Annotated in this window: 22 protein-coding genes; 12 read left to right on the top strand and 10 right to left on the bottom strand. The window is 63.5% G+C overall.

The genetic code is table 11. The features are described 5' to 3' along the window. Position 1: 1 nt before the first annotated feature. Positions 2–598 (bottom strand): RNA 2',3'-cyclic phosphodiesterase, encoded by a 597-nt coding sequence (gene thpR, locus NKH13_RS16325; protein WP_352466496.1) that lies wholly within the window; start codon positions 596–598, stop codon positions 2–4. Between the two features lie 136 nt (positions 599–734). Further along, on the bottom strand, positions 735–1,379 hold the full coding sequence (locus NKH13_RS16320) for an arylesterase (RefSeq protein ID WP_292665168.1): 645 nt from the start codon (positions 1,377–1,379) through the stop codon (positions 735–737). A gap of 107 nt (positions 1,380–1,486) precedes the next feature. Between NKH13_RS16320 and NKH13_RS16315 the strand changes: the two genes are divergently transcribed. The 4 genes from NKH13_RS16315 to NKH13_RS16300 all read left to right on the top strand — a co-directional run bounded on the left by NKH13_RS16315 (position 1,487) and on the right by NKH13_RS16300 (position 6,482). Then, positions 1,487–2,197, top strand: coding sequence for an ABC transporter ATP-binding protein (locus NKH13_RS16315; RefSeq protein ID WP_352913020.1), 711 nt, complete (start codon positions 1,487–1,489; stop codon positions 2,195–2,197). Next, a complete protein-coding gene (locus tag NKH13_RS16310) occupies positions 2,197–4,746 on the top strand; it encodes an ABC transporter permease (RefSeq protein ID WP_352913019.1) in 2,550 nt (849 codons plus the stop codon). The genes NKH13_RS16315 and NKH13_RS16310 overlap by 1 nt, the downstream gene beginning before the upstream one ends. 219 nt (positions 4,747–4,965) lie before the next feature. Then, the gene (locus NKH13_RS16305) at positions 4,966–5,745 is read left to right on the top strand and encodes a Bax inhibitor-1/YccA family protein (RefSeq protein ID WP_254817871.1); all 780 of its coding nucleotides are present in this window, start codon (positions 4,966–4,968) and stop codon (positions 5,743–5,745) included. A 167-nt stretch (positions 5,746–5,912) separates the two neighbouring features. Further along, a complete protein-coding gene (locus NKH13_RS16300; protein WP_352913018.1) occupies positions 5,913–6,482 on the top strand; it encodes a GNAT family N-acetyltransferase in 570 nt (189 codons plus the stop codon). Positions 6,483–6,486: 4 nt separating this feature from the next. Here NKH13_RS16300 and NKH13_RS16295 read toward each other — a convergent pair whose 3' ends face one another. Together NKH13_RS16295 and NKH13_RS16290 are read right to left on the bottom strand one after the other, a co-directional pair. Continuing rightward, positions 6,487–6,873, bottom strand: coding sequence for a DUF2794 domain-containing protein (locus tag NKH13_RS16295; protein ID WP_031212724.1), 387 nt, complete (start codon positions 6,871–6,873; stop codon positions 6,487–6,489). A 654-nt stretch (positions 6,874–7,527) separates the two neighbouring features. Next, a complete protein-coding gene (locus NKH13_RS16290; RefSeq protein WP_352913017.1) occupies positions 7,528–8,277 on the bottom strand; it encodes a DUF1223 domain-containing protein in 750 nt (249 codons plus the stop codon). Here NKH13_RS16290 and NKH13_RS16285 point away from each other — a divergent pair. Then, the gene (locus NKH13_RS16285; protein ID WP_352913016.1) at positions 8,276–8,407 is read left to right on the top strand and encodes a hypothetical protein; all 132 of its coding nucleotides are present in this window, start codon (positions 8,276–8,278) and stop codon (positions 8,405–8,407) included. The two genes, NKH13_RS16290 and NKH13_RS16285, sit on opposite strands and share 2 nt — an antisense overlap. Before the next feature lie 45 nt (positions 8,408–8,452). Beyond that, positions 8,453–9,124 carry a ceramidase domain-containing protein gene (locus NKH13_RS16280; protein WP_352913015.1) on the top strand — a complete coding sequence of 224 codons (672 nt, stop codon included), beginning with the start codon at positions 8,453–8,455 and terminating at the stop codon, positions 9,122–9,124. 66 nt (positions 9,125–9,190) lie between these two features. Here NKH13_RS16280 and acnA read toward each other — a convergent pair whose 3' ends face one another. Further along, positions 9,191–11,881 carry an aconitate hydratase AcnA gene (gene acnA / locus NKH13_RS16275; protein WP_352913014.1) on the bottom strand — a complete coding sequence of 897 codons (2,691 nt, stop codon included), beginning with the start codon at positions 11,879–11,881 and terminating at the stop codon, positions 9,191–9,193. A gap of 282 nt (positions 11,882–12,163) precedes the next feature. On the opposite strand from acnA, the gene ccmA reads away from it, so the two are divergent. The 4 genes from ccmA (at position 12,164) to NKH13_RS16255 (ending at position 14,371) form a co-directional block, all read left to right on the top strand. Further along, positions 12,164–12,772 carry a heme ABC exporter ATP-binding protein CcmA gene (gene ccmA, locus NKH13_RS16270; protein ID WP_352913013.1) on the top strand — a complete coding sequence of 203 codons (609 nt, stop codon included), beginning with the start codon at positions 12,164–12,166 and terminating at the stop codon, positions 12,770–12,772. 70 nt (positions 12,773–12,842) lie between these two features. Then, on the top strand, positions 12,843–13,508 hold the full coding sequence (gene ccmB / locus NKH13_RS16265; RefSeq protein ID WP_352913012.1) for a heme exporter protein CcmB: 666 nt from the start codon (positions 12,843–12,845) through the stop codon (positions 13,506–13,508). A 126-nt stretch (positions 13,509–13,634) separates the two neighbouring features. Next, positions 13,635–13,802: a heme exporter protein CcmD gene (gene ccmD, locus NKH13_RS16260; RefSeq protein ID WP_352913011.1), complete on the top strand. Its 168-nt coding sequence runs from the start codon at positions 13,635–13,637 to the stop codon at positions 13,800–13,802. Continuing rightward, complete coding sequence (locus tag NKH13_RS16255; RefSeq protein ID WP_352913010.1) at positions 13,799–14,371, top strand: DsbE family thiol:disulfide interchange protein; 573 nt, start codon at positions 13,799–13,801, stop codon at positions 14,369–14,371. The genes ccmD and NKH13_RS16255 overlap by 4 nt, the downstream gene beginning before the upstream one ends. 186 nt (positions 14,372–14,557) lie before the next feature. On the opposite strand, the gene NKH13_RS16250 is transcribed toward NKH13_RS16255, so the two are convergent. Then, complete coding sequence (locus tag NKH13_RS16250) at positions 14,558–14,725, bottom strand: hypothetical protein (RefSeq protein WP_023721879.1); 168 nt, start codon at positions 14,723–14,725, stop codon at positions 14,558–14,560. A gap of 261 nt (positions 14,726–14,986) precedes the next feature. On the opposite strand from NKH13_RS16250, the gene NKH13_RS16245 reads away from it, so the two are divergent. Together NKH13_RS16245 and NKH13_RS16240 are read left to right on the top strand one after the other, a co-directional pair. Beyond that, positions 14,987–15,904, top strand: coding sequence for an SMP-30/gluconolactonase/LRE family protein (locus NKH13_RS16245; protein WP_352913009.1), 918 nt, complete (start codon positions 14,987–14,989; stop codon positions 15,902–15,904). A gap of 32 nt (positions 15,905–15,936) precedes the next feature. Further along, positions 15,937–16,146 carry a tautomerase family protein gene (locus tag NKH13_RS16240; protein WP_352913008.1) on the top strand — a complete coding sequence of 70 codons (210 nt, stop codon included), beginning with the start codon at positions 15,937–15,939 and terminating at the stop codon, positions 16,144–16,146. Between the two features lie 263 nt (positions 16,147–16,409). Here the strand turns inward: NKH13_RS16240 and NKH13_RS16235 are convergent, their stop codons facing one another. The 4 genes from NKH13_RS16235 to ftsY form a co-directional block, all read right to left on the bottom strand. Further along, complete coding sequence (locus NKH13_RS16235; protein ID WP_352913181.1) at positions 16,410–16,943, bottom strand: NADPH-dependent FMN reductase; 534 nt, start codon at positions 16,941–16,943, stop codon at positions 16,410–16,412. A gap of 40 nt (positions 16,944–16,983) precedes the next feature. After that, positions 16,984–17,604 carry a pyridoxamine 5'-phosphate oxidase family protein gene (locus NKH13_RS16230; RefSeq protein WP_352719366.1) on the bottom strand — a complete coding sequence of 207 codons (621 nt, stop codon included), beginning with the start codon at positions 17,602–17,604 and terminating at the stop codon, positions 16,984–16,986. Between the two features lie 67 nt (positions 17,605–17,671). Continuing rightward, the gene (locus tag NKH13_RS16225; RefSeq protein ID WP_352468104.1) at positions 17,672–18,337 is read right to left on the bottom strand and encodes a septation protein A; all 666 of its coding nucleotides are present in this window, start codon (positions 18,335–18,337) and stop codon (positions 17,672–17,674) included. A 60-nt stretch (positions 18,338–18,397) separates the two neighbouring features. Beyond that, positions 18,398–20,155, bottom strand: coding sequence for a signal recognition particle-docking protein FtsY (gene ftsY / locus NKH13_RS16220; protein WP_352913007.1), 1,758 nt, complete (start codon positions 20,153–20,155; stop codon positions 18,398–18,400). Positions 20,156–20,158 lie beyond the last annotated feature (3 nt).

Genomic DNA, 20,158 nt, shown 5'->3' with positions numbered 1-20,158 from the left:
TCTACCGCATGATCCGCGAAGCGTCGGCGGCACCGACCAAACGGCTGGCGGCCCGGCTGTCGGCACCCGAAAGCGGCCAAGCTTCCTCGACGACGTAAGGCCCGCCGCCGACCGAGTCGCGCGACGACATCAGCACGAAGCGGCCGACCCGGAACGGCAGCGTCGAAAAATTGCCGCGCGCCGACAGATACTGGGCGACGTCGAGCGGGCTCGAATTGCGCAGGCGGGCCAGCGTCACATGCGGCATGAACTTGCGCGGGTCGGCCGGGATGCCGAGCCGCTGGCAGATGCGCTCGATCTCGGCCTGCAATGCGGAAAGATCGGGCGAAGCGGCGACCCCGGCCCACACCGCATGCGGCTTTTTCTGGCCGAAGGCGCCAACGCCGGACAGCGTCAGCGGGAAGGACGGGCGGTGAACGCGGTCGAGCGCGTTGGCGATCTCGTCGGCGACATGGCCCTCGACATCGCCGATGAAGCGCAGCGTCAGATGATAGTTTTCGACGTCGATCCAGCGGGCTCCAGGCAGGCCGCCCCTGAGCAGGGACAACGAAAGAGCGGCATCACGCGGTATTTCGAGGGCGGTAAAAAGACGCGGCATGGGAAGCCTCCTGTCCTCGAATCGAACTCTTGCCCTAGCGAATCATCGATATTCAAACGGGGCAAGGGGTTTGTTGGTCGCAGGCCTGCCTAAAAGCTTCCCCTGCGGAAGGTGTTGCGGCGGCGAACCCTCCCCTTCAGGAATTGCCCCGGACCGCTTCAATGGTCTTCTCCACGCTGGGCAGGATACCTTCGACGATGCGGTCGACGCCTCGGGCGTTTGGATGAAGACCGTCTTCGAGCTGCAGGACGGATTGGCCGGCGATGCCCTCGAGAAAGAAAGGATAGAGCGGCACGCCGTATTTTTCAGCCAGTCTCGGAAAGGTCGCGTCGAAGGCGGTCTGGTAATCGGCGCCGAGATTGGGCGCCGCGCGCATCCCGGCCAGCAACACAGCGATCTTGCGCTGCTTCAGCTTTGCCAGCATGGCGTCCAGGTTCTTTTCCGCTATGGCGGGCGAAACGCCGCGCAGCATGTCGTTGGCGCCGAGCTCCAGGATGACCAGTTGCGTGCCGTCCGGCACCGACCAGTCGAGCCGCGACAGGCCGCCGCTCGTCGTATCGCCGGAGACGCCGGCATTGGTGACCGTGACATCGTAGCCCTTGGCGCGCAGCGCCGCCTGCAGCTTTTCGGTAAAGCCTTCCCCTGGCCCGAGCCCAAAGCCTGCCATCAAGCTGTCGCCGAAACCGACAATGGTGAAGGGCTCGGCGCGTGCCGACGGAATGGCGCCGCAGATTGTGAGGAAAAGGGCGAAGGCCGCGGCAAAGGTGTGTTTGAAAGCCATGCGGCAGGCCCCATATGACGAGGAACATCGGTTTGCGAAGGCAGGTTTTCATCTTTGTCGAGCATCTGATGCTCTGCCCTCATTCCCCCATATAGGACGATTTGATTTTGGAAGAAGCCGTCATTTCGCTGAAAGACGTATCGCTGACACTCGGCGAAGGTGCATCCTCGGTCCATGTGCTGAAGGGCGTCAGCCTTGATGTCGCGGCCGGCGAGGCAACCGGCATCGTTGGACCTTCAGGTTCGGGAAAGTCGACATTGCTGATGGTCTTGGCCGGGCTTGAAAGGGTCGATTCGGGAGCGGTACGAATTGCCGGCGAGCTGCTCAACGGCAAAAGCGAAGATCAGATCGCATCGTTTCGGGGACGAAACATCGGTATCGTGTTCCAGTCTTTCCATCTCATCCCCAATATGACGGCGCTGGAAAACGTCGCCGTCCCGCTGGAGCTTGCCGGTCATGTCGATCCGTTCGGCGTGGCGGCGCGCGAGCTGGCGGCGGTCGGTCTCAGGGATCGCGTCACCCATTACCCCGGCGAATTGTCTGGCGGCGAGCAGCAGCGCGTGGCGATCGCCCGGGCGCTGGCGCCGTCGCCGCGCATCCTGATCGCCGACGAGCCGACCGGCAATCTCGACCAGGCGACGGGGCGGCACGTCGCCGACCTGCTGTTTGCCAAGGCGGCCGAACGCGGCATGACGCTGGTGCTGGTCACGCATGACCCGGTGCTCGCGGCGCGCTGCTCGCGCCAGGTGTCGATGCGGTCGGGGCTGATCGAGGACGCGCCTGAGCCGGCCACCAGGGCCGGCAAGGTGACCGCCTGATGCCGCTGTCGCAAACGCTGAGGCTCGCCTTTCGGTTTTCTCTGCGAGAAATGCGTGGCGGGCTGTCCGGCTTCCTGATCTTCCTTGCCTGCATCGCGCTCGGCGTCGCGGCAATCGGCGGCGTCAATTCGGTGGCGCAAGCGATTTCCGCCGGTGTTGCCGACCAGGGCCAGACGCTGCTCGGCGGCGATCTCCGCTTCCAGCTCAACCAGCGCGATCCGACCAGAGCCGAACGCAGCTTCCTCGACCGGCTTGGCACGGTTTCGCACAGTGCCAACATGCGCTCGATGGCGAGGCTCGAGGACGGCTCCGACCAAGCGCTGGTCGAGGCCAAGGCGGTCGACGGCGCCTATCCGCTCTATGGCGCGCTGGAGACCGAGCCGGTGCTGTCGCGAGAGGATCTGTTCGACCAAAAATCCGGAGTCTTCGGCGCCGCGGCGCCGGACCTTTTGTTCGAGCGGCTGAACCTTGGCATCGGTGACCGGCTGAAGCTCGGCAGCGCGACCTTCGAGCTGCGCGCCAGGCTGGTCAACGAGCCGGATGCGGTGTCGGATGGCTTCGGCTTTGCGCCGCGGCTGATGGTGTCGACCGACGGGCTTGCCGCTTCCGGCCTGATCCAGCCGGGCAGCCTGGTCGAGAATGCCTATAAGGTCCGCCTGCCCGGCGGCACTACTGAGACACAGATCAAGGCGATCCAGGAGCAGGCGGCAAAAGAGTTCCCGCAGGCCGGCTGGTCGATCCGCACGCGCAGCAACGCAGCGCCGGCGCTGTCCTCGAACATCGAGCGGTTTTCGCAATTCCTGACGCTGGTCGGGCTGACGGCGCTGGTGGTCGGGGGCGTCGGCGTGGCCAATGCCGTGCGTGCCTATCTCGACGGCAAGCGCGGCGTCATCGCCACCTTCAAGAGCCTGGGGGCTTCGGGAGGGTTCGTCTTTGCCGTCTATCTGGTGCAGATCCTGATGATCGCCGCCCTCGGCATCACGCTGGGCCTGGTGCTCGGCGCATTGATGCCGTTTGTTGCAAGTGCCGCGCTGCAGTCGGTCATTCCGGTGCCGGCGGAAGGTGGGTTCTATCCCGGCGCGCTCGGCATGGCAGCGCTGTTCGGGCTGCTGGTGACGCTGGCTTTCGCCTTGCTGCCGCTCGGCCGCGCCCGCGACGTGCCGGCAACGGCGCTGTTTCGCGAAATGGGTTTCGAGGGCCGGGGTTTTCCCCGCCCGCTCTATATCGCCGCGGCATTGGGTATCGCGCTGCTCCTGGCGGTACTGGCGATCCTGTTTTCCGGCGACCGCCGTATTGCCTCGATCTTCGTCGGCGCCACGGTCTTTTCGTTCCTGGTGCTGCGTGTCGTCGGCACGCTGGTGCAGTGGGCGGCGAAGAAAAGCCCGCGCGTGCGCTCGACCGCGCTCAGGCTCGCCATCGGCAACATCCATCGGCCTGGCGCCTTGACGCCGTCCGTGGTGCTGTCGCTTGGCCTCGGGCTGACGCTCCTGGTCACCTTGGCGCTGATCGACGGCAATCTCAGGCGGCAGATCTCGGGCAGCCTGCCCGAACGGGCGCCGAACTTCTTCTTCGTCGATATCCAGAGCGGCGACGTCGATGCTTTCTCCGCGCTGGTCGGCAAAGAGGCGCCGCAGGGCAGGCTGATCAGGGTCCCGATGCTGCGCGGCCGGGTGATGGCGCTCAACGGCGTCGCTGTCGACAAGGTCAAGGTTCCGGCCGAAGGCGCCTGGGTACTGCGCGGCGATCGCGGCCTGACCTATGACGCAAAGCTGCCGGAGAATGCGACGCTGACCGAGGGCAGCTGGTGGCCGGAGAACTATGCCGGCCAGCCGCTGGTCTCGTTTTCCGCCGAGGAAGGCAAAGAGATCGGGCTGAAGCTCGGCGACACCATCACCGTCAACGTGCTCGGCCGCAACATCACGGCGAAGATCGCCAATTTCCGCCAGGTCGAATGGGAAACCATGGGCATCAATTTCGTCATGGTGTTCTCGCCCAACACATTCGCCGGGGCGCCGCATGGCTGGTTGGCGACGCTGACCGAGACGAATGCGTCGGCGGCCGACGATGCGCGTCTTCTCAACGCCGTCACCCGGGCTTTTCCAGCGGTGACGACGGTCAGGGTCAAGGACGCGCTCGAAATCGTCAATCGGCTGGTGGCGCAGCTCGGCACGGCAATCAGGGCAGCGGCCGGCGTGGCGCTGATCGCCTCGGTGCTGGTGCTGGCCGGGGCGCTCGCCGCCGGCAACCGGGCCCGCATCCACGACGCGGTGGTGCTGAAGACGCTGGGTGCGACCAGGAAAACGCTGATCGCCGCTTTTTCGCTGGAATACATGCTGATCGGCCTTGCCACTGCGATCTTCGCGCTGGCGGCGGGCGGTGTGGCGGCGTGGTTCGTCGTCGCGCGCATCATGACGCTGCCATCGCACTTCATGCCCGAGGTGGCGGTGGCGACCATCGGCTTTTCGCTGGTGGTCACGGTCGGCATCGGCCTTGCCGGGACGTGGCGGGTGCTGGGCCACAAGGCGGCGCCGGTGCTGCGGAATCTTTGAGCCAGAGCCGGTTTTGATTAAATCTCGTTAATGTTTCGGCCGGGAAGGCCAATAAAACCGGATCTCCGGCACTTCACGGAGCATTACGTCCGGTTACGGTCTTGTCCTTTACGCCAAGAACCATCATATTTCGGCGCAGGCATGCTGGAGCCCCGCCAGCGGCGCCTGGGTTCAAATGGACCTGACACCGGACGGGGCAGAAGCAATATGAGGATTTCCATGGCTGATCCCGTTCGCAATTATCAGACGCGCGCCGTGCCCGGCGCCGGCGTCGATGCTGCCATCGACCAGGGCCTGCGCGCCTACATGATCAAAGTCTACAATCTGATGGGGCTTGGCCTCCTCATCACCGGCCTTGCCGCGGTCGGCACAATCATGCTGGCCACCACCAGCGATCCCGCCTCGGCGGTCGCGACGTTGCCAAGCGGCGAGATGCTGACCTCGTTCGGCTACGCAATCTTTGGTTCGCCGCTGAAATGGCTGGTGATCTTTGCCCCTCTGGCAGCGGTGATGTTCCTGTCGTTCCGCGTCCAGTCGATGAGCGTTTCGGCCGCGCAGACGACGTTCTGGGTCTATGCCGGCCTCGTCGGCCTATCTCTCTCGTCGATCTTCCTGGTCTACACCACCGCCAGTATCTCGCAGACCTTCTTCGCCACCGCCGCCGCCTTTGGCGGGCTGTCGCTCTACGGCTACACGACCAAGCGCGATCTCTCGGCGTTCGGTTCGTTCCTGGTCATGGGCCTGGTCGGCCTGATCATCGCGATGGTGATCAACATCTTCCTGCAGTCGTCGGCGCTTTCCTTCGCCGTTTCGGCGATCGGCGTGCTGATCTTCGCAGGCCTCACCGCCTACGACACGCAGAACATCAAGGAGATGTATTTCGAGGGCGACGAGACTGATGTCGCCGGCCGCAAGGCGATCATGGGCGCATTGAGGCTCTATCTCGACTTCATCAACCTGTTCATGTTCCTGCTGCAGTTCATGGGCGACCGTCGCTAGTACGGCGTTCCTTGTCGACCATGATCTTTTCCGAAAACCGGTTTCCACTTTTCGGGATCATGGTCTGACTGGACCAGCGAGTTTGGAAAGGGCGGCCCAATGGCCGCCCTTTTCTTTTGTGCCGGCTTTTGCTGAGATATAGGGCAGATGAACGACTTGCATAAATTATGAGCAGCATCACGTTACGGGCCGCAACGTCGGCCGATCTCGACCGGATCACGGAAATCTATGCCGACGCGGTGACGAGTGGCACGGCGAGCTATGAACTCGAGCCACCAAGCCGGACCGAGATGGGCGCGCGCTTCGACAGCCTGATGGCGGGCGGCTTTCCCTATCTCGTTGCGGAAAAGGCCGGCGGCGTGCTCGGCTATGCCTATGCCGGGGCGTTCCGGCCGCGCCCGGCGTACCGCTTCGTCGTTGAGGATTCCGTCTATGTCGCGCTCGAGGCCAAAGGGCAAGGCGTCGGGCTGCTCTTGATGCAAGGGCTGATCGAGGCGGCCAAGGCGGCGGGTTTTCGCCAGATCATCGCGGTGATCGGCGACGGCCGGCCCGACAGCGCCTCGGTACGGTTGCACGAGAAGCTCGGCTTTCGTCATTCCGGCCGCCTGGAAGGCTCAGGGTATAAGCACGGACGCTGGCTGGATACGGTGTTCATGCAGTTGCCGATCAATGGCGGGGCGTCCATCCCGCCCGATCCGCAATCGCTGCCCGAGCGGAAGTTCCGCGAACAAAAATAAGAGGTTACGCCTCGACCAGCTTCAGCGTTCGGTCGAACACGCCAAGTACCCGGCCGAGCTCCTGGCCGCGCTTGAGGATGCGCCCGCCGGCGGCGATGACAGCGAACGCGCCTTGCCGGCGCGCCAGCTTCGGATCCTTGACGATCTGGAAAAGCGGCACTTCGCTGGTGCGGCGGAAGACAGAAAAAACAGCGCGGTCGGCGAGATGGTCGATGGCATAGTCGCGCCACTCGTTGGCGGCAACCATACGGCCGTAGAGCCTGAGGATCTGGTCCAGTTCGCGCCGGTCGAACCGCACCGGCTGGTCGAGGCGTTCGCGTCTTGCCTCATGCAGCGGGATCAATATTGCGGATGCGTCCCCATCCTCCGTCCCGCTGCTGCGATCAGTCATGCCTGGATCCTCGCAATGAATCGTACGCCGACCAAAGTTGGCGCTTTCGCTGCGGAATTGCAAGGCCCGGCCGGGCAAGGCCAGCACCGCGCGGTTTCTCCAGCGTCCAGTCACGTTTGCGAAACGCCTGTTGGAATTGGTGATGCTTTGCCACAATCCTGCCATTTTTTATCCGTGCTCATGCCCCAATGTCCGACGAATTTATCGGCGTTGCCTGAGACGGTTCGGTCCGGCACCGGCTCGTAAACCCCAAGCCCCCCGCCCACGGGTCTGCGTCGGATCGAACCAACCTCGGTTTTTCCTTGGACAGATCGGGTGCGACGATCCCAAAACCTAAATGACCGGCGTCAGAAGCAAGCTGACGCCGGTTTTTTATTGGCCGGCCGCTGGGATCGCCTCCGAAAGCGGGGCACGTTAAGACGGCCATGCGAGGGCCCCTAATTGCGTTATGATCGTCGGTCTGCGCAGCCCCTCATTGCCCTGCCGGGCGTTTCTCCCCGTACAGCGACGGGGAGAAAGACGCAGTCGGCCACGGTTTTGCCAATCACCAGCGTTGCACGAAGAACGCCGATGCCGCGGCCAGTTCCGTTCTCCCCGTCACTATACGGGGAGAAGATGGCGGCAGGCGGATGAGGGGCAGCGCGACGTTTCAGTTCAAGGCTTGCGGATAAAGGCTGCACCCAGGATCGGACCGGGCATGCCGTCCTTGCCGACCGACTGCAGCAGCACGGCGCAGCCGCCCTTCTTGGCGATCTCGCTCATTGGCAGTTCGTAGCGCTGCGCCTTGCCGTGCCACATGCCGGCGGTCTGGATGCTGGAGACGGCGTTCCAGTAGGTCATGCTGCGGCCGCTGTTTTCGCCCTTGCCGATCTTTATCGTCTGCGGCGGATTGAAATAGACGATGACGACATGCGCGTCGGTGGGGCCGGTCACGGCGTCGCCGGCATCGATCATGACGCGATCGCTGGTCCGGCTGACCTTGATGCCGACGCGCATGCCTTCGCCGACCCTCTCCATGCGGGCCAGCGCGCCGTCGACTTCCTTGCGGCTGGCGCCGTTGACATGGCTGCGGCCGTTTATGACGGCTTGCGGGGTGTAGACGGAACGACTGCCGAAGGCGCGCATATACTCATATTGCCGCTCGGTATTTTCCTTGCGGCTCAGCGTGTCCTGCCAGCCGAGGTAATCCCAATAATCGACATGATAGGCGAGCGCGACGATGTCCTCCTTGGCGGCGAGCTCGGCGAAGAATTCGTCGGCCGGCGGACAGGAGTTGCATCCCTGGCTGGTGAAGAGCTCGATGACGCCTAATGGCTTGTCGGTTGGCTCGGCAAGGGCCCTGCCGGCAAACGCCGAGAGGGCCAGCGCAAGGGCCGCAAGCCGCAATGGTCTTCGAGATGGCATGACCGTTCCGATCCCGCCGGTGACGCCGGCTTTGTTCTGGTTATCGAAATATGTGGCAGAAGCGGCAGTCAACGGGAAGTCACGTTGCGGTGAAATTTTGCCGTTGCAACCGCTGGCAAGGGCGCAATAGGTGGACTTGCACTTCACCATGGAAGCGATTCGGGCGGCAATCAGCATGTGGCAATCTCTCCTGGCGCCGGTCGATCTTTATTGCGAACGGACGGGGCCGGAATTCTGGGCCGAACCGCTCAATGCGCTGAGCAATCTGGCTTTTTTTGCCGCCGGGCTATGGGGTGTCTGGCAGGTGCGCACGCGCGGAACCGGCACCTTCGCCGAAGTGCTGGCCTGGTGGGTGGTGGCGATCGGCGTTGGGTCGTCGCTGTTCCACACCTTTGCCACAAGGGCAATGATCCTGGCCGACGTGCTGCCCATTGCAGGGTTCACGCTGGCCTACACGCTGTTCAACCTGCGACGTTTTCTCGGCATGAAATGGGGCAAGGCGATCGCCATCTTCGTCGCCTTTTACGCCGTTGCCGGGCTGGTGACCTTTGCCGTGCCGGACTGGCTGCGCCAAGCGTCGAACGGGACGACCGGCTATCTGCCGCCGTTTCTGGCGCTCGCCTTCTTCGGCGCCTGGGTGGCGGCCAGCGGCAATCGCGCCGGCTGGTACAATCTGGCGGGTTCGGCGATCTTCGTCGTGTCGGTCATCTGCAGGATGATCGATCCGCTGGTCTGCGGCGGCTTTCCGCTCGGCACGCATTTCCTGTGGCACATATTCAACGGGCTGATGCTCGGCGTGCTGCTGGCGGCGACAGCGCGGTTTGGCAAGCCAAGAACAGGGCAGTAGGGCAGTAGGGCAGTAGGTGGCTTGTCCTGGCTCCCTACTGCCCTACTCCCTTATTGCCCTACTCCCTTAAGCCGCAAGATCGCGCAGCACGTATTGCAGGATGCCGCCATTCTTGAAGTAGTCGAGCTCGTCCAGCGTATCGATGCGGCAGATGATCGGAACCTCTTTGACGCTGCCGTCGCCATAGGTGATCCCGGCGATCATCTTCTGCCGCGGCTTGATGTTGCTCAGTCCGTCGATCTCGACCAGCTCGTCGCCCTTGAGGTTGAGCGAGGCCCATGAGGTGCCTTCCTCGAAGACGAAGGGGATGACGCCCATGCCGACCAAATTGGAACGGTGGATGCGCTCGAAGGACTGGGCGATGACCGCGCGGACGCCCAGCAAATTGGTGCCCTTGGCCGCCCAGTCGCGCGACGAGCCGTTGCCATATTCGACGCCGGCGAAGATGACCAGCGGCACGCCCTCCTTCTTGTAGTGCATGGCTGCGTCGTAGATCGATTCCTCTTCCTTCGACGGGTAATGGATGGTGTAGCCGCCCTCGCGGCCGTTCTCGCCCAGCATATGGTTGCGGATGCGGATATTGGCGAAGGTGCCGCGCATCATCACCTCATGGTTGCCCCGGCGCGTGCCGTACTGGTTGAAATCGGCGACGCCGACGCCGTGGTCGGTGAGGTACTTGCCGGCCGGCGAGGCCGCCTTGATCGAACCGGCCGGCGAAATGTGGTCGGTGGTGATCTTGTCGCCGAACAGGCCGAGCACACGCGCGCCCTTGATATCGCCGATCTTGCCGAAGCCTGACGTCATGCCGGCGAAATAGGGCGGGTTCTGCACATAGGTCGAATTGTCGTCCCAGGCATAGGTCTGGCCTTCCGGCGCCTTGACGTTCTGCCAGTACTCGTCGCCCTTGAAGACGTCGGCATATTTGCGGGCGAACAATTCGCGCGTGACGTTCTTCTCGATGAATTCCTGGATCTCGGCCGAACTCGGCCAGATGTCCTTGAGATAGACTGGATTGCCGTTGCGATCCTCGCCGAGCGGCTCCGTGGTCAAATCCTTGGTCACGGTCCCGACCAGCGCGTGGGCGACGACCAGCGGCGGCGAGGCGAGATAGTTCGCCTGCACGTCGGGCGAGACGCGGCCTTCGAAATTGCGGTTGCCAGACAAGACTGCCGCAGCAATCAAGCCCTTATCGTTGATGGTCTTTGAGATCGGCGCCGGCAGCGGGCCGGAATTGCCGATGCAGGTGGTGCAGCCGAAGCCGACCAGGTTGAAGCCGATCTGGTCGAGCTCCTTCTGCAGGCCGGATTTCTCGAGATATTCGGCGACGACCTGGCTGCCCGGCGCCAAGGAGGTCTTGACCCACGGCTTCTGCTTGAGGCCGAGCCGGTTGGCGTTACGCGCCAACAGCCCAGCGCCGATCAGCACGCTCGGGTTCGAGGTGTTGGTGCAGGAGGTGATGGCGGCGATGACGACATCGCCATGGCCAAGATCGTAGTCCGTGCCTTCGACGGCATAGCGCTTGTCGATTTCGGCGGCCTTCTTGTATTCGGTCTCCATGGCCTTGGCGAAGCCGGCCGGAATGCCTTCAAGTGCGACCCGGCCTTCCGGCCGCTTCGGGCCGGCCATCGACGGGACGACACTGCCGAGATCAAGCTCGAGCAGGTCGGTGAAGACCGGATCGGCCGAGCCGGCATCGCGCCACAAGCCCTGTGCCTTCGAGTAGGCCTCGACCAGGGCAATACGGCTTTCGTCACGGCCGGACATGGTGAGATAGCGGATGGTTTCGCTGTCGACCGGGAAGAAGCCGCAGGTGGCGCCATACTCGGGCGCCATGTTGCCGATGGTGGCGCGGTCGGCCAGCGTCATGTTGGACAGGCCCGGCCCGAAGAATTCGACGAACTTGCCGACGACGCCCTTCTTGCGCAGCATCTGGGTGACGGTGAGCACCAGGTCGGTAGCGGTGACGCCTTCCCTCAGCCTGCCGGTGAGCCGGAAGCCGATGACTTCAGGCAGCAGCATGGAGACCGGCTGGCCAAGCATCGCGGCCTCCGCCTCGATGCCGCCGACGCCCCAGCCGAGAACGCCGAGGCCGTTGATCATGGTGGTGTGCGAATCGGTGCCGACGCAGGTGTCGGGATAGGCGGTGGTCTCGCCGTCTTCGCTGTTGGTCCACACGACCTGGCCGAGGTACTCAAGGTTGACCTGATGGCAGATGCCGGTGCCGGGCGGCACGACGCGGAAATTGCGGAAGGCCTGCTGGCCCCATTTCAGGAATTTATAGCGTTCCTCATTGCGCTCATACTCAAGCTCGACATTGCGGGCGAAAGCCATCGGCGTGCCGAACTCATCGACGATGACCGAGTGGTCGATGACCAGATCGACCGGCACCAGCGGATTGATCTTTTGCGGGTCGCCGCCGAGCGAGGCCATGGCGTCGCGCATGGCGGCAAGGTCGACCACGGCTGGAACGCCGGTGAAATCCTGCATCAGCACGCGGGCCGGGCGATAGGCGATCTCGACGCCGGCGGCGCCCCTGTCGGTCAGCCAGCCGGCGACCGCCTGGATGCTCTCCTTGGTAACGGAACGGCCGTCCTCGTTGCGCAGCAGGTTCTCCAGCAGCACCTTCATCGAATAAGGCAATTGGGCAATGCCGGTGAGGCCGTTCTTTTCGGCCTCGACAAGATCATAGTAGATGTATTCGGTGCCGCCGGCGGTCAGCGTGCAGCGGCAATTGAAGCTGTCGAGTGATTTGGACACGTGCGATCCCTAACTGTCGGTTGCCGGGAGGAAACGGACGCCAGTGGGCATGCAAATCACGCGCAAAGGTGCGGGTACGGCCATTTCCGCTGTCCGTTCCCAAGCGTCCGGGCCGTTCAAGGCGGCACGCGCGCTGGTTCGGCGCAAATTCGGTTCCCGTGCCGACCGCTGGCACGGATGATGCGGATATAGAGAATTTTCCGGAATAGTTCTAGACACGGAATTGCCATTTTTGCTGCGGCGCACCGAAGCCGCGCTTGAACTTTCGGCGAAGGGGAACGGATGCGGCTGATCGCCGAAAATCTGGGCGGCGAACGCGGCGGCGAGACGGTATTTTCCGGCATCGAATTCGCGCTGGGGGAAGGCCAGGCGCTGGTCGTCACCGGGCCCAACGGCGCCGGCAAATCGACGCTGCTCAGGATCATCGCCGGACTGTTGCCGGTGGCGGCAGGCCGTGTGCGATTCGAAGGTGGTGGCGAAGACTTTCCGTCGGCCGCCTCGGCCTGTCACTATCTCGGCCACCTCGACGCGATGAAGACGGCATTGAGCGTTAAGGAGAACCTGTGCTTCTGGCGCGATTTTTCGGGCGCAGGTTCCAAGGGTGTTGAAGAGGCGCTGGAGACCGTCGGGCTGGGCGGCATCGGCCATCTGCCGTTCGGCTATCTCTCGACCGGCCAGCGCCGGCGGGCGGCGATTGCAAAACTGCTGGTCAGCCACCGGCCATTGTGGCTGCTGGATGAGCCGACGGCAGGGCTGGACAAGGTTTCGGAGGAGAGATTCGGCGAATTGATGGGGAAGCACCTCAATGGTGGGGGGATCGTGGTTGCGGCCACGCATTTGCCGCTGGGGATCGCGGGGGCACAAGGGCTGGTGATGGGCGAGGCCGCTTGATGTTGGTGCTCTACGCGATGGAACTCCATCCTTTGCTTGGCCTTCATGCATGCATCGGGACCAAACAATAATGTGGTCACTCTTCCTGCGCGACATCCGCCTGAGTATCCGCGCCGGCGGCGGGGCGCTGACCGGCGTGATTTTCTTTCTCGCCGTGATCGCGACCATCCCTTTCGGCGTCGGTCCCGACCTGAGGCTGCTGGCCCGCGTCGGCCCGGCGATCCTGTGGATTGCCGCCTTGCTGGCCTGCCTGCTCGGCCTCGACCGGCTGTTCCAGGCCGACCGCGAGGACGGCTCGCTCGATCTTCTGGTGCTTGGCAACGATCGGCACATGCTGGCCTTGACCGTCCTGACGAAATGCCTGGCGCATTGGACGGGAAGCGTGCTGCCGCTGGTCATCGCCGCTCCGCTGCTCGGCCTGTTCATGAACATGGAGCCGGCCGGCATCGGCGCCACGGCGCTGACGCTTCTGGTCGGCACGCCGGCGATCACCTTCATCGGTGCTGCCGGTGCAGCGGTGGCAGTGGCGTTGCCGCGTGGCGGGCTGCTGATCTCTGTGCTGGTGCTGCCGCTGACCATTCCCGTGCTGATCTTCGGCGTATCGGCCAGCTATGGCGCGGTGGCGGACCCCGATCCCTTCCTGCAGCCCTTCCTCATTCTTGCCGCGCTGACCCTGTTCCTTGCCGTGCTCGGGCCGGTGGCGGCGGCGCTGGCGCTGCGGCACGGAACGGATTGATGTGTTGGCTTCGGCTCATGCCTGCGGCGCGGCGAACAATTGCGGAGCCGATGGCGCGGCGTTAAGAGAAGACATGTCGGAACAAGGCGAGACGGACCGGTTGGAAAGCGCCGCGGAGCGAAAAGCATGAGCGTACACGCGCTTTATGTCACCGCCGCCTATGCGATCACGGCCGTGGTGCTGGGCGGGCTGATCGGCTGGATCCTGCTCGACCAGCGCGGCCGCAGGCGAGAGCTCGCCGAGCTGGAGGCGTCCGGCTTGCGCAGGCGCTCCGATAAGGCAGCAAAATCATGAGCACGGAAACGGAAACACCGGCGCGCCGCCGCCTGATCGTGCTGGTGCCGCTGCTGGTCTTTCTCGGGCTGGCGGGATTGTTCCTGGCGCAGCTCTTGTCCGGGCGCGACGTGTCGGAAGTGCCGTCGGCGCTGATCGGCCTGCCGGCGCCGCAGACCAACCTGCCGGCGCTCGAGGGCACCAATTTGCCGGGCCTCGATTCAAAACAGTTCGTCGGCCAGGTGACGCTGGTCAACGTCTTCGCGTCCTGGTGCGCGCCGTGCCGCGAAGAGCATCCAGTGCTGCTGGCGCTGTCGCAGGACAGACGCTTCGTCATGGCCGCGCTGAACTACAAGGACCAGCCGGAAAACGCCCGTCGGTTCCTTGGCGATCTCGGCAATCCGTTCCAGGCGATCGGCGTCGACCAGGTCGGGCGCGCGGCGATCGACTGGGGTGTCTACGGCGTGCCGGAGACCTTCGTCATCGGCAAGGATGGCAAGATCGCCTACAAGCATGTCGGGCCGCTGACGCCGGACTCGGCGCAGACGCTGCTGTTGCCCGAAATCGAGAAGGCGCTGACGGCGCGTTGATATTCAGGTGATGCCGGCCTGCAAACGGCGGCTTCCTGCGCTTCCGGTGCTCGCGTACCCAAAGTACGCTCCGCTCCGGTTCTCGGAATCCACCTGTTTGGTCGCTGCGCGCTCGTCTTCGACTCCGACTCGGCCTGACCTGAATATCAACGCGCCTAGGCGCGGCCGAGTTACTCGACCGAAGATTCAGCCGTAGATCTGCTTGTGGACCTGATAGAGCATTTCGCTGCGGTCGGCGCGCATGTCGGCGAGGTCGCGGCTGCTGAAGCTGTCGATTTCGGCGACGAGGCGGTTGTAATGCCGGCGCTTGGCGATGCTGGCGCGAGCGCGGCTCATGAGGCTGTCGATGATCATAGCGAGTTTCCTTTGCGCCGCACTTCGCGGCAAGTGTTCCTCCCTTGATCGATACGAAGCATGACATAGTTATGGTGCGTTGCAAAAATAAGATGTTGCAATGCACCATTGCGCTGGGCGCATAGCCGGTTAACGGGACGTGACCTGCCGTCCGGGCCAGCATTCGCTTCCATAATGCTTCTGACGCATCATCGATCTTGCCATATCGATCGCAGGCTGGCTTGATCGTGCCTCGCCAAGCGACTGCTACCGGGAGGAACCATGGCCAGCGAATTCTACGAAGTTCTCGATCCGCGCTTTTCGCGGCTGTTCAATGGCAATGCACAGGTCGACAGGCTGTTTACCGGCTGCCGATGGGCGGAAGGACCGGCCTGGTTTGCGGCCGGGCGCTATCTGGTCTGGTCCGACATCCCGAACAATCGCATGCTGCGCTACGACGAGACCGACGGCAGCGTCAGCGTGTTCCGTCAGCCGTCCGGCAATTCCAACGGCAACACCGTCGACCGGCAAGGCCGGCTGGTTACTTGCGAGCATTCCGGCCGCCGCGTCAGCCGCACCGAGCATGACGGGTCGGTTATCACCATAGCGGACAAATGGCGCGGCAAGCGGCTGAACTCGCCCAATGACGCGGTGGTCAAGTCCGACGGTTCGATCTGGTTCACCGATCCGAGCTACGGCATCGATACCGATTACGAGGGCGACAAGGCCGAAAGCGAGATCGGCGCCTGCCATGTCTACCGGATCGATCCCGGCACCGGCGAGACCGAGGCGGTGATCACCGACATGGTCAGGCCCAACGGGCTCGCTTTTTCGGTTGACGAGAGCAAGCTCTACGTCGCCGATACCGGCCGCACGCATGGTGCACAAAACCCGGCGCACATCCGGGTGTTCAATGTCGGCCAGGGCGGCAAGACGGTCTCAGGCGAAAAGGCCTTTGCCGACTGCACCGCCGGCCTGTTCGACGGTTTCAGGCTGGATGCGGACGGCCGCATCTGGACCAGCGCCGCGGACGGCATCCATTGCTACGATCCAGACGGGACGCTGATCGGCAAGGTCAAGGTACCGGAAGTCGTTGCCAATTGCGTGTTCGGCGGCAACAAGCTGAACTGCCTCTACATCGCCGGCACGACCTCGCTCTACATGGTCCGGCTCATGGTCAACGGCGCCAAAACCTACTGAGCGGCCGCCAAGCATATCCAAGGGAGGGAACCATGCCATTCGTGAATATCCGCCTGGTCAAGGAGGTGATTGCCGATGACCCGGCCGGCAAAAAGGCCGCGATCGCCGCCCAGGTGACGGCGGCCATCACCGGCGTCACCGGCCTGACCAACAATGATGTCTGGGTGGTCTTCGAGGAGGTCGCTGCACGCGACTGGTTCGTCGGCGAGACCGACGTTGAGACGCGGAGACGGAAGGGCTAGTTCCAGAGTAGGCGCCATCGGCGAAGCTGCCAATCTCCCCCCTTGCGGGGGAGATGCCTGGCAAGGCAGAGGGGGGTGCTGTTCCTCCGACTTACCTGCCAATTATGGCACGCCCTTTCAGGCTGTTCCGGTTGGGAATGGCTGAAGTCGAAAGTTGGCGATCCGTCGCACCCCCTCTGTCCTGCCGGACATCTCCCCCGCAAGGGGGAGATTGGACGTCACTCGGCTTTCGCCAGATGCCAAGGCTATAAGGCCCCGACTGCTCATCGAGCGCCAATGAATTCGGCAAAAGCCGAAACGGCGCCGCGCATCGCCAGCCGGTTTTCCGGTTCCGCCAGGATTTTCTCCACCGCCGGCGGTCCCTTGCCGAGCAGACCGATTTCGAGCGCCCTGTCTTCGTAAAGCGCAAAAGACATTGTCCGCATGATCTCGGCCAGTGCGGCGCGAGCAAACAGCGAGCGCGGCGAGGCATGGACCAGCATGGCCGGTTTGCCGACGGCGGCATCGTGCGACACCAGCCAGTCGAGCGCGTTCTTCAGGCCGCCTGGCACACCGTGGGCATATTCCGGGCAGGAGACGATGACGCCGTCAGCGGCGGTGACCGCATCGATCAGCGCCGCTGCTTGCGGCGGCGTCCGCTCGCCTTCGTCGTCGGGGTTGAAAATCGGCAGCCGGCCAAGCCCGTCGTAGACGGAGACGTGACAGTCCGGCGGCGCGTTTTGCGCGAGTGCCGCGATCAGGCCCGAATTGGTCGAGGCGGCGCGCAGGCTGCCGGAGATGGCGAGGATGTTGAGCAAAGGAATGGAGACCGGCTTGGGCGATTCGTTGCCGGGCACGCTACCACATGGTCTTCCTGTATTCCCCGTCCAACCAGCGGTCGGTCGCCTCGGCCGAGTCGGCGAGCGCCAGCTGGTCGCGCAGGATCTGGCCGAGCGTCGGCAGCGTCGCGCGGTCGTACCAGCTCTCCGGCTTCCATAGTTCGGAGCGCATGAAGGCCTTGGCGCAATGCATATAGGCGGCCTTGACCGTCACCACGACGACACTTTGCGGTGCCTTGCCGTCGACCGCCAGCCGCTCACGCAATGCCGCATCGACGGTGATGCGGGCATCGCCATTGACACGTAGCGTTTCGTTCATGCCGGGAATGAGGAAGAGCAGCCCGATCGAGGGATTGAGAAGGATGTTCTCCAGCGTGTCGAGCCGGTTGTTCCCGGGCCGGTCGGGGATGGCGATGGTCTTCTCATCGAGCACTGTTACGAAGCCCGGCCTGTCGCCCTTCGGCGTCACATCGGCATTGCCGGCACCGTCGGACGAGCCGATCAGCACGAAAGGGCTCTTGCCGATGAAGGAACGGCAGTGGCCATCCAGGGCCTTCAGCTCCTTGCGGATCGAGCCGTCAGTCGGCCGAGGCGTCTTGTAGATCGTCCTCAACTCGTCGCGCGTGGCGATGAATTCCATGCCCCTCTCCTCTTATTCTGACGCAATTCCGGACGGAAAACCGCTACACACTTTTCCTGGAATTGCTCTATTTGCCGGCCTTCTCTTCCTTGCCGGCCTTGTCCTCTAGTGAATGCCGCAGGATCAACGGCATTTGGCTTAACGTGAAGACAAGTGTAATGGGAATCGTGCCCCAGACCTTGAAATAAAGCCAGGCTTCCTCGGAAAAGTTGCGCCACACAACCTCGTTCAGGGCAGCCAGAAAAAGGAAGAAGAGCCCCCATCGGAAAGTGAGCTTGCGCCAGCCTTCGGCGTCGAGATTGAAGGCGGAATCAAAGACATAGCCCAACAGCGATCTGCCAAACGCCAACCCGCCAAGCAGCGTGATGCCGAACAGGCTGTTGATGATTGTCGGCTTCATGAACGCGAAGGTCTTGTCCTGCAGCCACAGCGCCAGCGCGCCAAACACAAACACCACGATGGCCGAGACCAACGGCATGATCGGCCAGCTGCGCGTCAAAATCCACGAAACGCTGAGCGATAGCGCCGTCGCCACCATAAAGAACGCCGTGGCAATCAGGATAGGCTCGCCGATATGGCCGAGGATCGGAAACTTCCCGACAAGCCACGCGCCGCGGATGGTGGTGAAAAAGAACACCAGGCCAGGCCCGAGTTCGAGCAGGAATTTCAGGCCCGGGTTCAACGCCTTACGTCGCGGATCGGACGGATCGCCTTCGAGGATGGGTGGGTTCATAGGGTCCTTCTTACGCACGATCCAATCCAAAAAGCCTGCAGCTTTTTGGGATCATGCTCGTCAAGCTACGCCAGCGATCGCCCTGGCGAATTCGCTTGCGGAAAAGGGTTCGAGGTCGTCGACCTGTTCGCCGACGCCGATGAAATAGACCGGCAATTTGTGCTTTGCCGCGATCGCCACCAGAATACCGCCGCGCGCCGTGCCGTCCAGCTTGGTCATCACCAGGCCGTTGACGCCGGCGACATTGCGGAAGATCTCGACTTGGTTGAGCGCATTCTGGCCGGTGGTGGCATCAACCGTCTGCAGCACGGTGTGCGGCGCTTCCGGATCGAGCTTGCCCAGCACCCGGACGATCTTTTCCAGTTCCGCCATCAGCTCGGTCTTGTTCTGCAGCCGCCCGGCGGTGTCGATGATCAGCACGTCGGAGCCGGCCTCCTTCGCCCGCTCGAATGCGTCATAGGCGAGGCCGGCGGCGTCGGCGCCGAGCTTCGAGGCAATGACCGGCGAGTTGGTACGCTCGCCCCAGATCTTCAGCTGCTCGATCGCGGCGGCGCGGAAGGTGTCGCCGGCCGCGAGCATCACCGAGAGGCCGCCATCGGTGAGCTTTGCCGCCAGCTTGCCGATGGTTGTTGTTTTCCCCGTGCCGTTGACGCCGACGACCAGGATGACATGCGGCTTGTGGCTGAGGTCCAGCTCCAGCGGCATGGCGACGTGGGTCAGCACCTTTTCCACTTCGGCCGCCATGATGGCGCGGACTTCGGTGTCGGAGACGTCCTTTCCGTAGCGGCTGGCGGAGAGCGCGTCGGTGACGCGCAACGCCGTCTCCATGCCGAGATCGGCGCGGATCAGCACATCCTCCAGGTCCTGCAGCGTGTCGTCGTCCAGCTTGCGTTTGGTGAAGACGCCGGCGATGTTGCCCGACAATTCTCGGGAAGAGCGGGCAAGCCCGTCTCGCATTCGCTGGAACCAGGAGCGCCTCGGAGCCGGTTCGGGCGCCTTCTGGGGCTCGGCTTTCTGCTCGACCTTCTTAGTTACGGTCACCTTACCGGGGGCGGGTTTTGGCTCCGGCGATGGTTGCGAAATGGCCTCCGGTTCGGGCGCGATCTCGGTCAAGACCGGTTTCGTTTCGACCGGGGCGGGCTGGCGGATTGGAGGCGGGATTTCGGCCGGCGGCGCTTCGGGCGCTGGTGGCGTGACTTCGGCCGCGGGTGCCGCGTCTTGCGCAGGTTGGAGCTGCCCTTCACCCTTACCCTCTCCCCGTGAGGTACGGGGAGAGGGGGGCGTCAGCGTTGCAGCTTCTTCTTCGGCGTCCGTGGAAGGGGCTTCTGCGTTACGATGAGCCCCCTTCTCCCCGTCACTATACGGGGAGAAGGTGCCGGCAGGCGGATGAGGGGCAGCGCCAGCTTCCGTGGACGGAGGCTCGGGCTGAACGATCTCCGGCTGCTCCGCCTCAGGAACTGGCTCGGGAGCGACGGGTCCGGCCCGGATCTCCTCCGGCTCTTCAGCAGGCGTTTCCGGCTCCGGCTGGATGTCTGGCTCGGGTGGAATGGTCGGCGACGGTTCGGGCTTCGGCTCTTCCGCGGGCGCCGGTTGCGGTGCCGGAGGCAACTCTGGTTCGACTGGCGGTGGAGGTACGGCTTCGACTTCGGGCCGCGGCTCTTCGCGTTTCAAAAACTCCGGGACGGCCTGCTCTGCGGCCGGCTTCAGCGCTTCCAGTTCATCCCATTTGATCGGCGGCAGCGGTGCGGCCTCGTCGGGCCGCTCTTCGACGACTTCCTTCTTGCCGAACGAAAATATCTTCTTGAAAAACCCAGCCATGTC

It is taken from the genome of Mesorhizobium sp. M1348 (assembly GCF_040317925.1).
In the GTDB taxonomy this organism is placed as follows: domain Bacteria; phylum Pseudomonadota; class Alphaproteobacteria; order Rhizobiales; family Rhizobiaceae; genus Mesorhizobium.
Note: the sequence above shows the minus strand (reverse complement) of the source record. Positions and strands in the feature narration are given on the sequence as shown.

Bases quoted from the DNA above. Each gene is read 5' to 3' on its own strand.
- thpR (WP_352466496.1), bottom strand. From the start codon at position 598: ATGCCGCGTCTTTTTACCGCCCTCGAAATACCGCGTGATGCCGCTCTT.
- NKH13_RS16320 (WP_292665168.1), bottom strand. From the start codon at position 1,379: ATGGCTTTCAAACACACCTTTGCCGCGGCCTTCGCCCTTTTCCTCACA.
- NKH13_RS16310 (WP_352913019.1), top strand. From the start codon at position 2,197: ATGCCGCTGTCGCAAACGCTGAGGCTCGCCTTTCGGTTTTCTCTGCGA.
- NKH13_RS16305 (WP_254817871.1), top strand. From the start codon at position 4,966: ATGGCTGATCCCGTTCGCAATTATCAGACGCGCGCCGTGCCCGGCGCC.
- NKH13_RS16300 (WP_352913018.1), top strand. From the start codon at position 5,913: ATGAGCAGCATCACGTTACGGGCCGCAACGTCGGCCGATCTCGACCGG.
- NKH13_RS16295 (WP_031212724.1), bottom strand. From the start codon at position 6,873: ATGACTGATCGCAGCAGCGGGACGGAGGATGGGGACGCATCCGCAATA.
- NKH13_RS16285 (WP_352913016.1), top strand. From the start codon at position 8,276: ATGACCGTTCCGATCCCGCCGGTGACGCCGGCTTTGTTCTGGTTATCG.
- NKH13_RS16290 (WP_352913017.1), bottom strand. From the start codon at position 8,277: ATGCCATCTCGAAGACCATTGCGGCTTGCGGCCCTTGCGCTGGCCCTC.
- NKH13_RS16280 (WP_352913015.1), top strand. From the start codon at position 8,453: ATGTGGCAATCTCTCCTGGCGCCGGTCGATCTTTATTGCGAACGGACG.
- ccmA (WP_352913013.1), top strand. From the start codon at position 12,164: ATGCGGCTGATCGCCGAAAATCTGGGCGGCGAACGCGGCGGCGAGACG.
- ccmB (WP_352913012.1), top strand. From the start codon at position 12,843: ATGTGGTCACTCTTCCTGCGCGACATCCGCCTGAGTATCCGCGCCGGC.
- ccmD (WP_352913011.1), top strand. From the start codon at position 13,635: ATGAGCGTACACGCGCTTTATGTCACCGCCGCCTATGCGATCACGGCC.
- NKH13_RS16255 (WP_352913010.1), top strand. From the start codon at position 13,799: ATGAGCACGGAAACGGAAACACCGGCGCGCCGCCGCCTGATCGTGCTG.
- NKH13_RS16250 (WP_023721879.1), bottom strand. From the start codon at position 14,725: ATGATCATCGACAGCCTCATGAGCCGCGCTCGCGCCAGCATCGCCAAG.
- NKH13_RS16245 (WP_352913009.1), top strand. From the start codon at position 14,987: ATGGCCAGCGAATTCTACGAAGTTCTCGATCCGCGCTTTTCGCGGCTG.
- NKH13_RS16240 (WP_352913008.1), top strand. From the start codon at position 15,937: ATGCCATTCGTGAATATCCGCCTGGTCAAGGAGGTGATTGCCGATGAC.
- NKH13_RS16230 (WP_352719366.1), bottom strand. From the start codon at position 17,604: ATGGAATTCATCGCCACGCGCGACGAGTTGAGGACGATCTACAAGACG.
- NKH13_RS16225 (WP_352468104.1), bottom strand. From the start codon at position 18,337: ATGAACCCACCCATCCTCGAAGGCGATCCGTCCGATCCGCGACGTAAG.
- ftsY (WP_352913007.1), bottom strand. From the start codon at position 20,155: ATGGCTGGGTTTTTCAAGAAGATATTTTCGTTCGGCAAGAAGGAAGTC.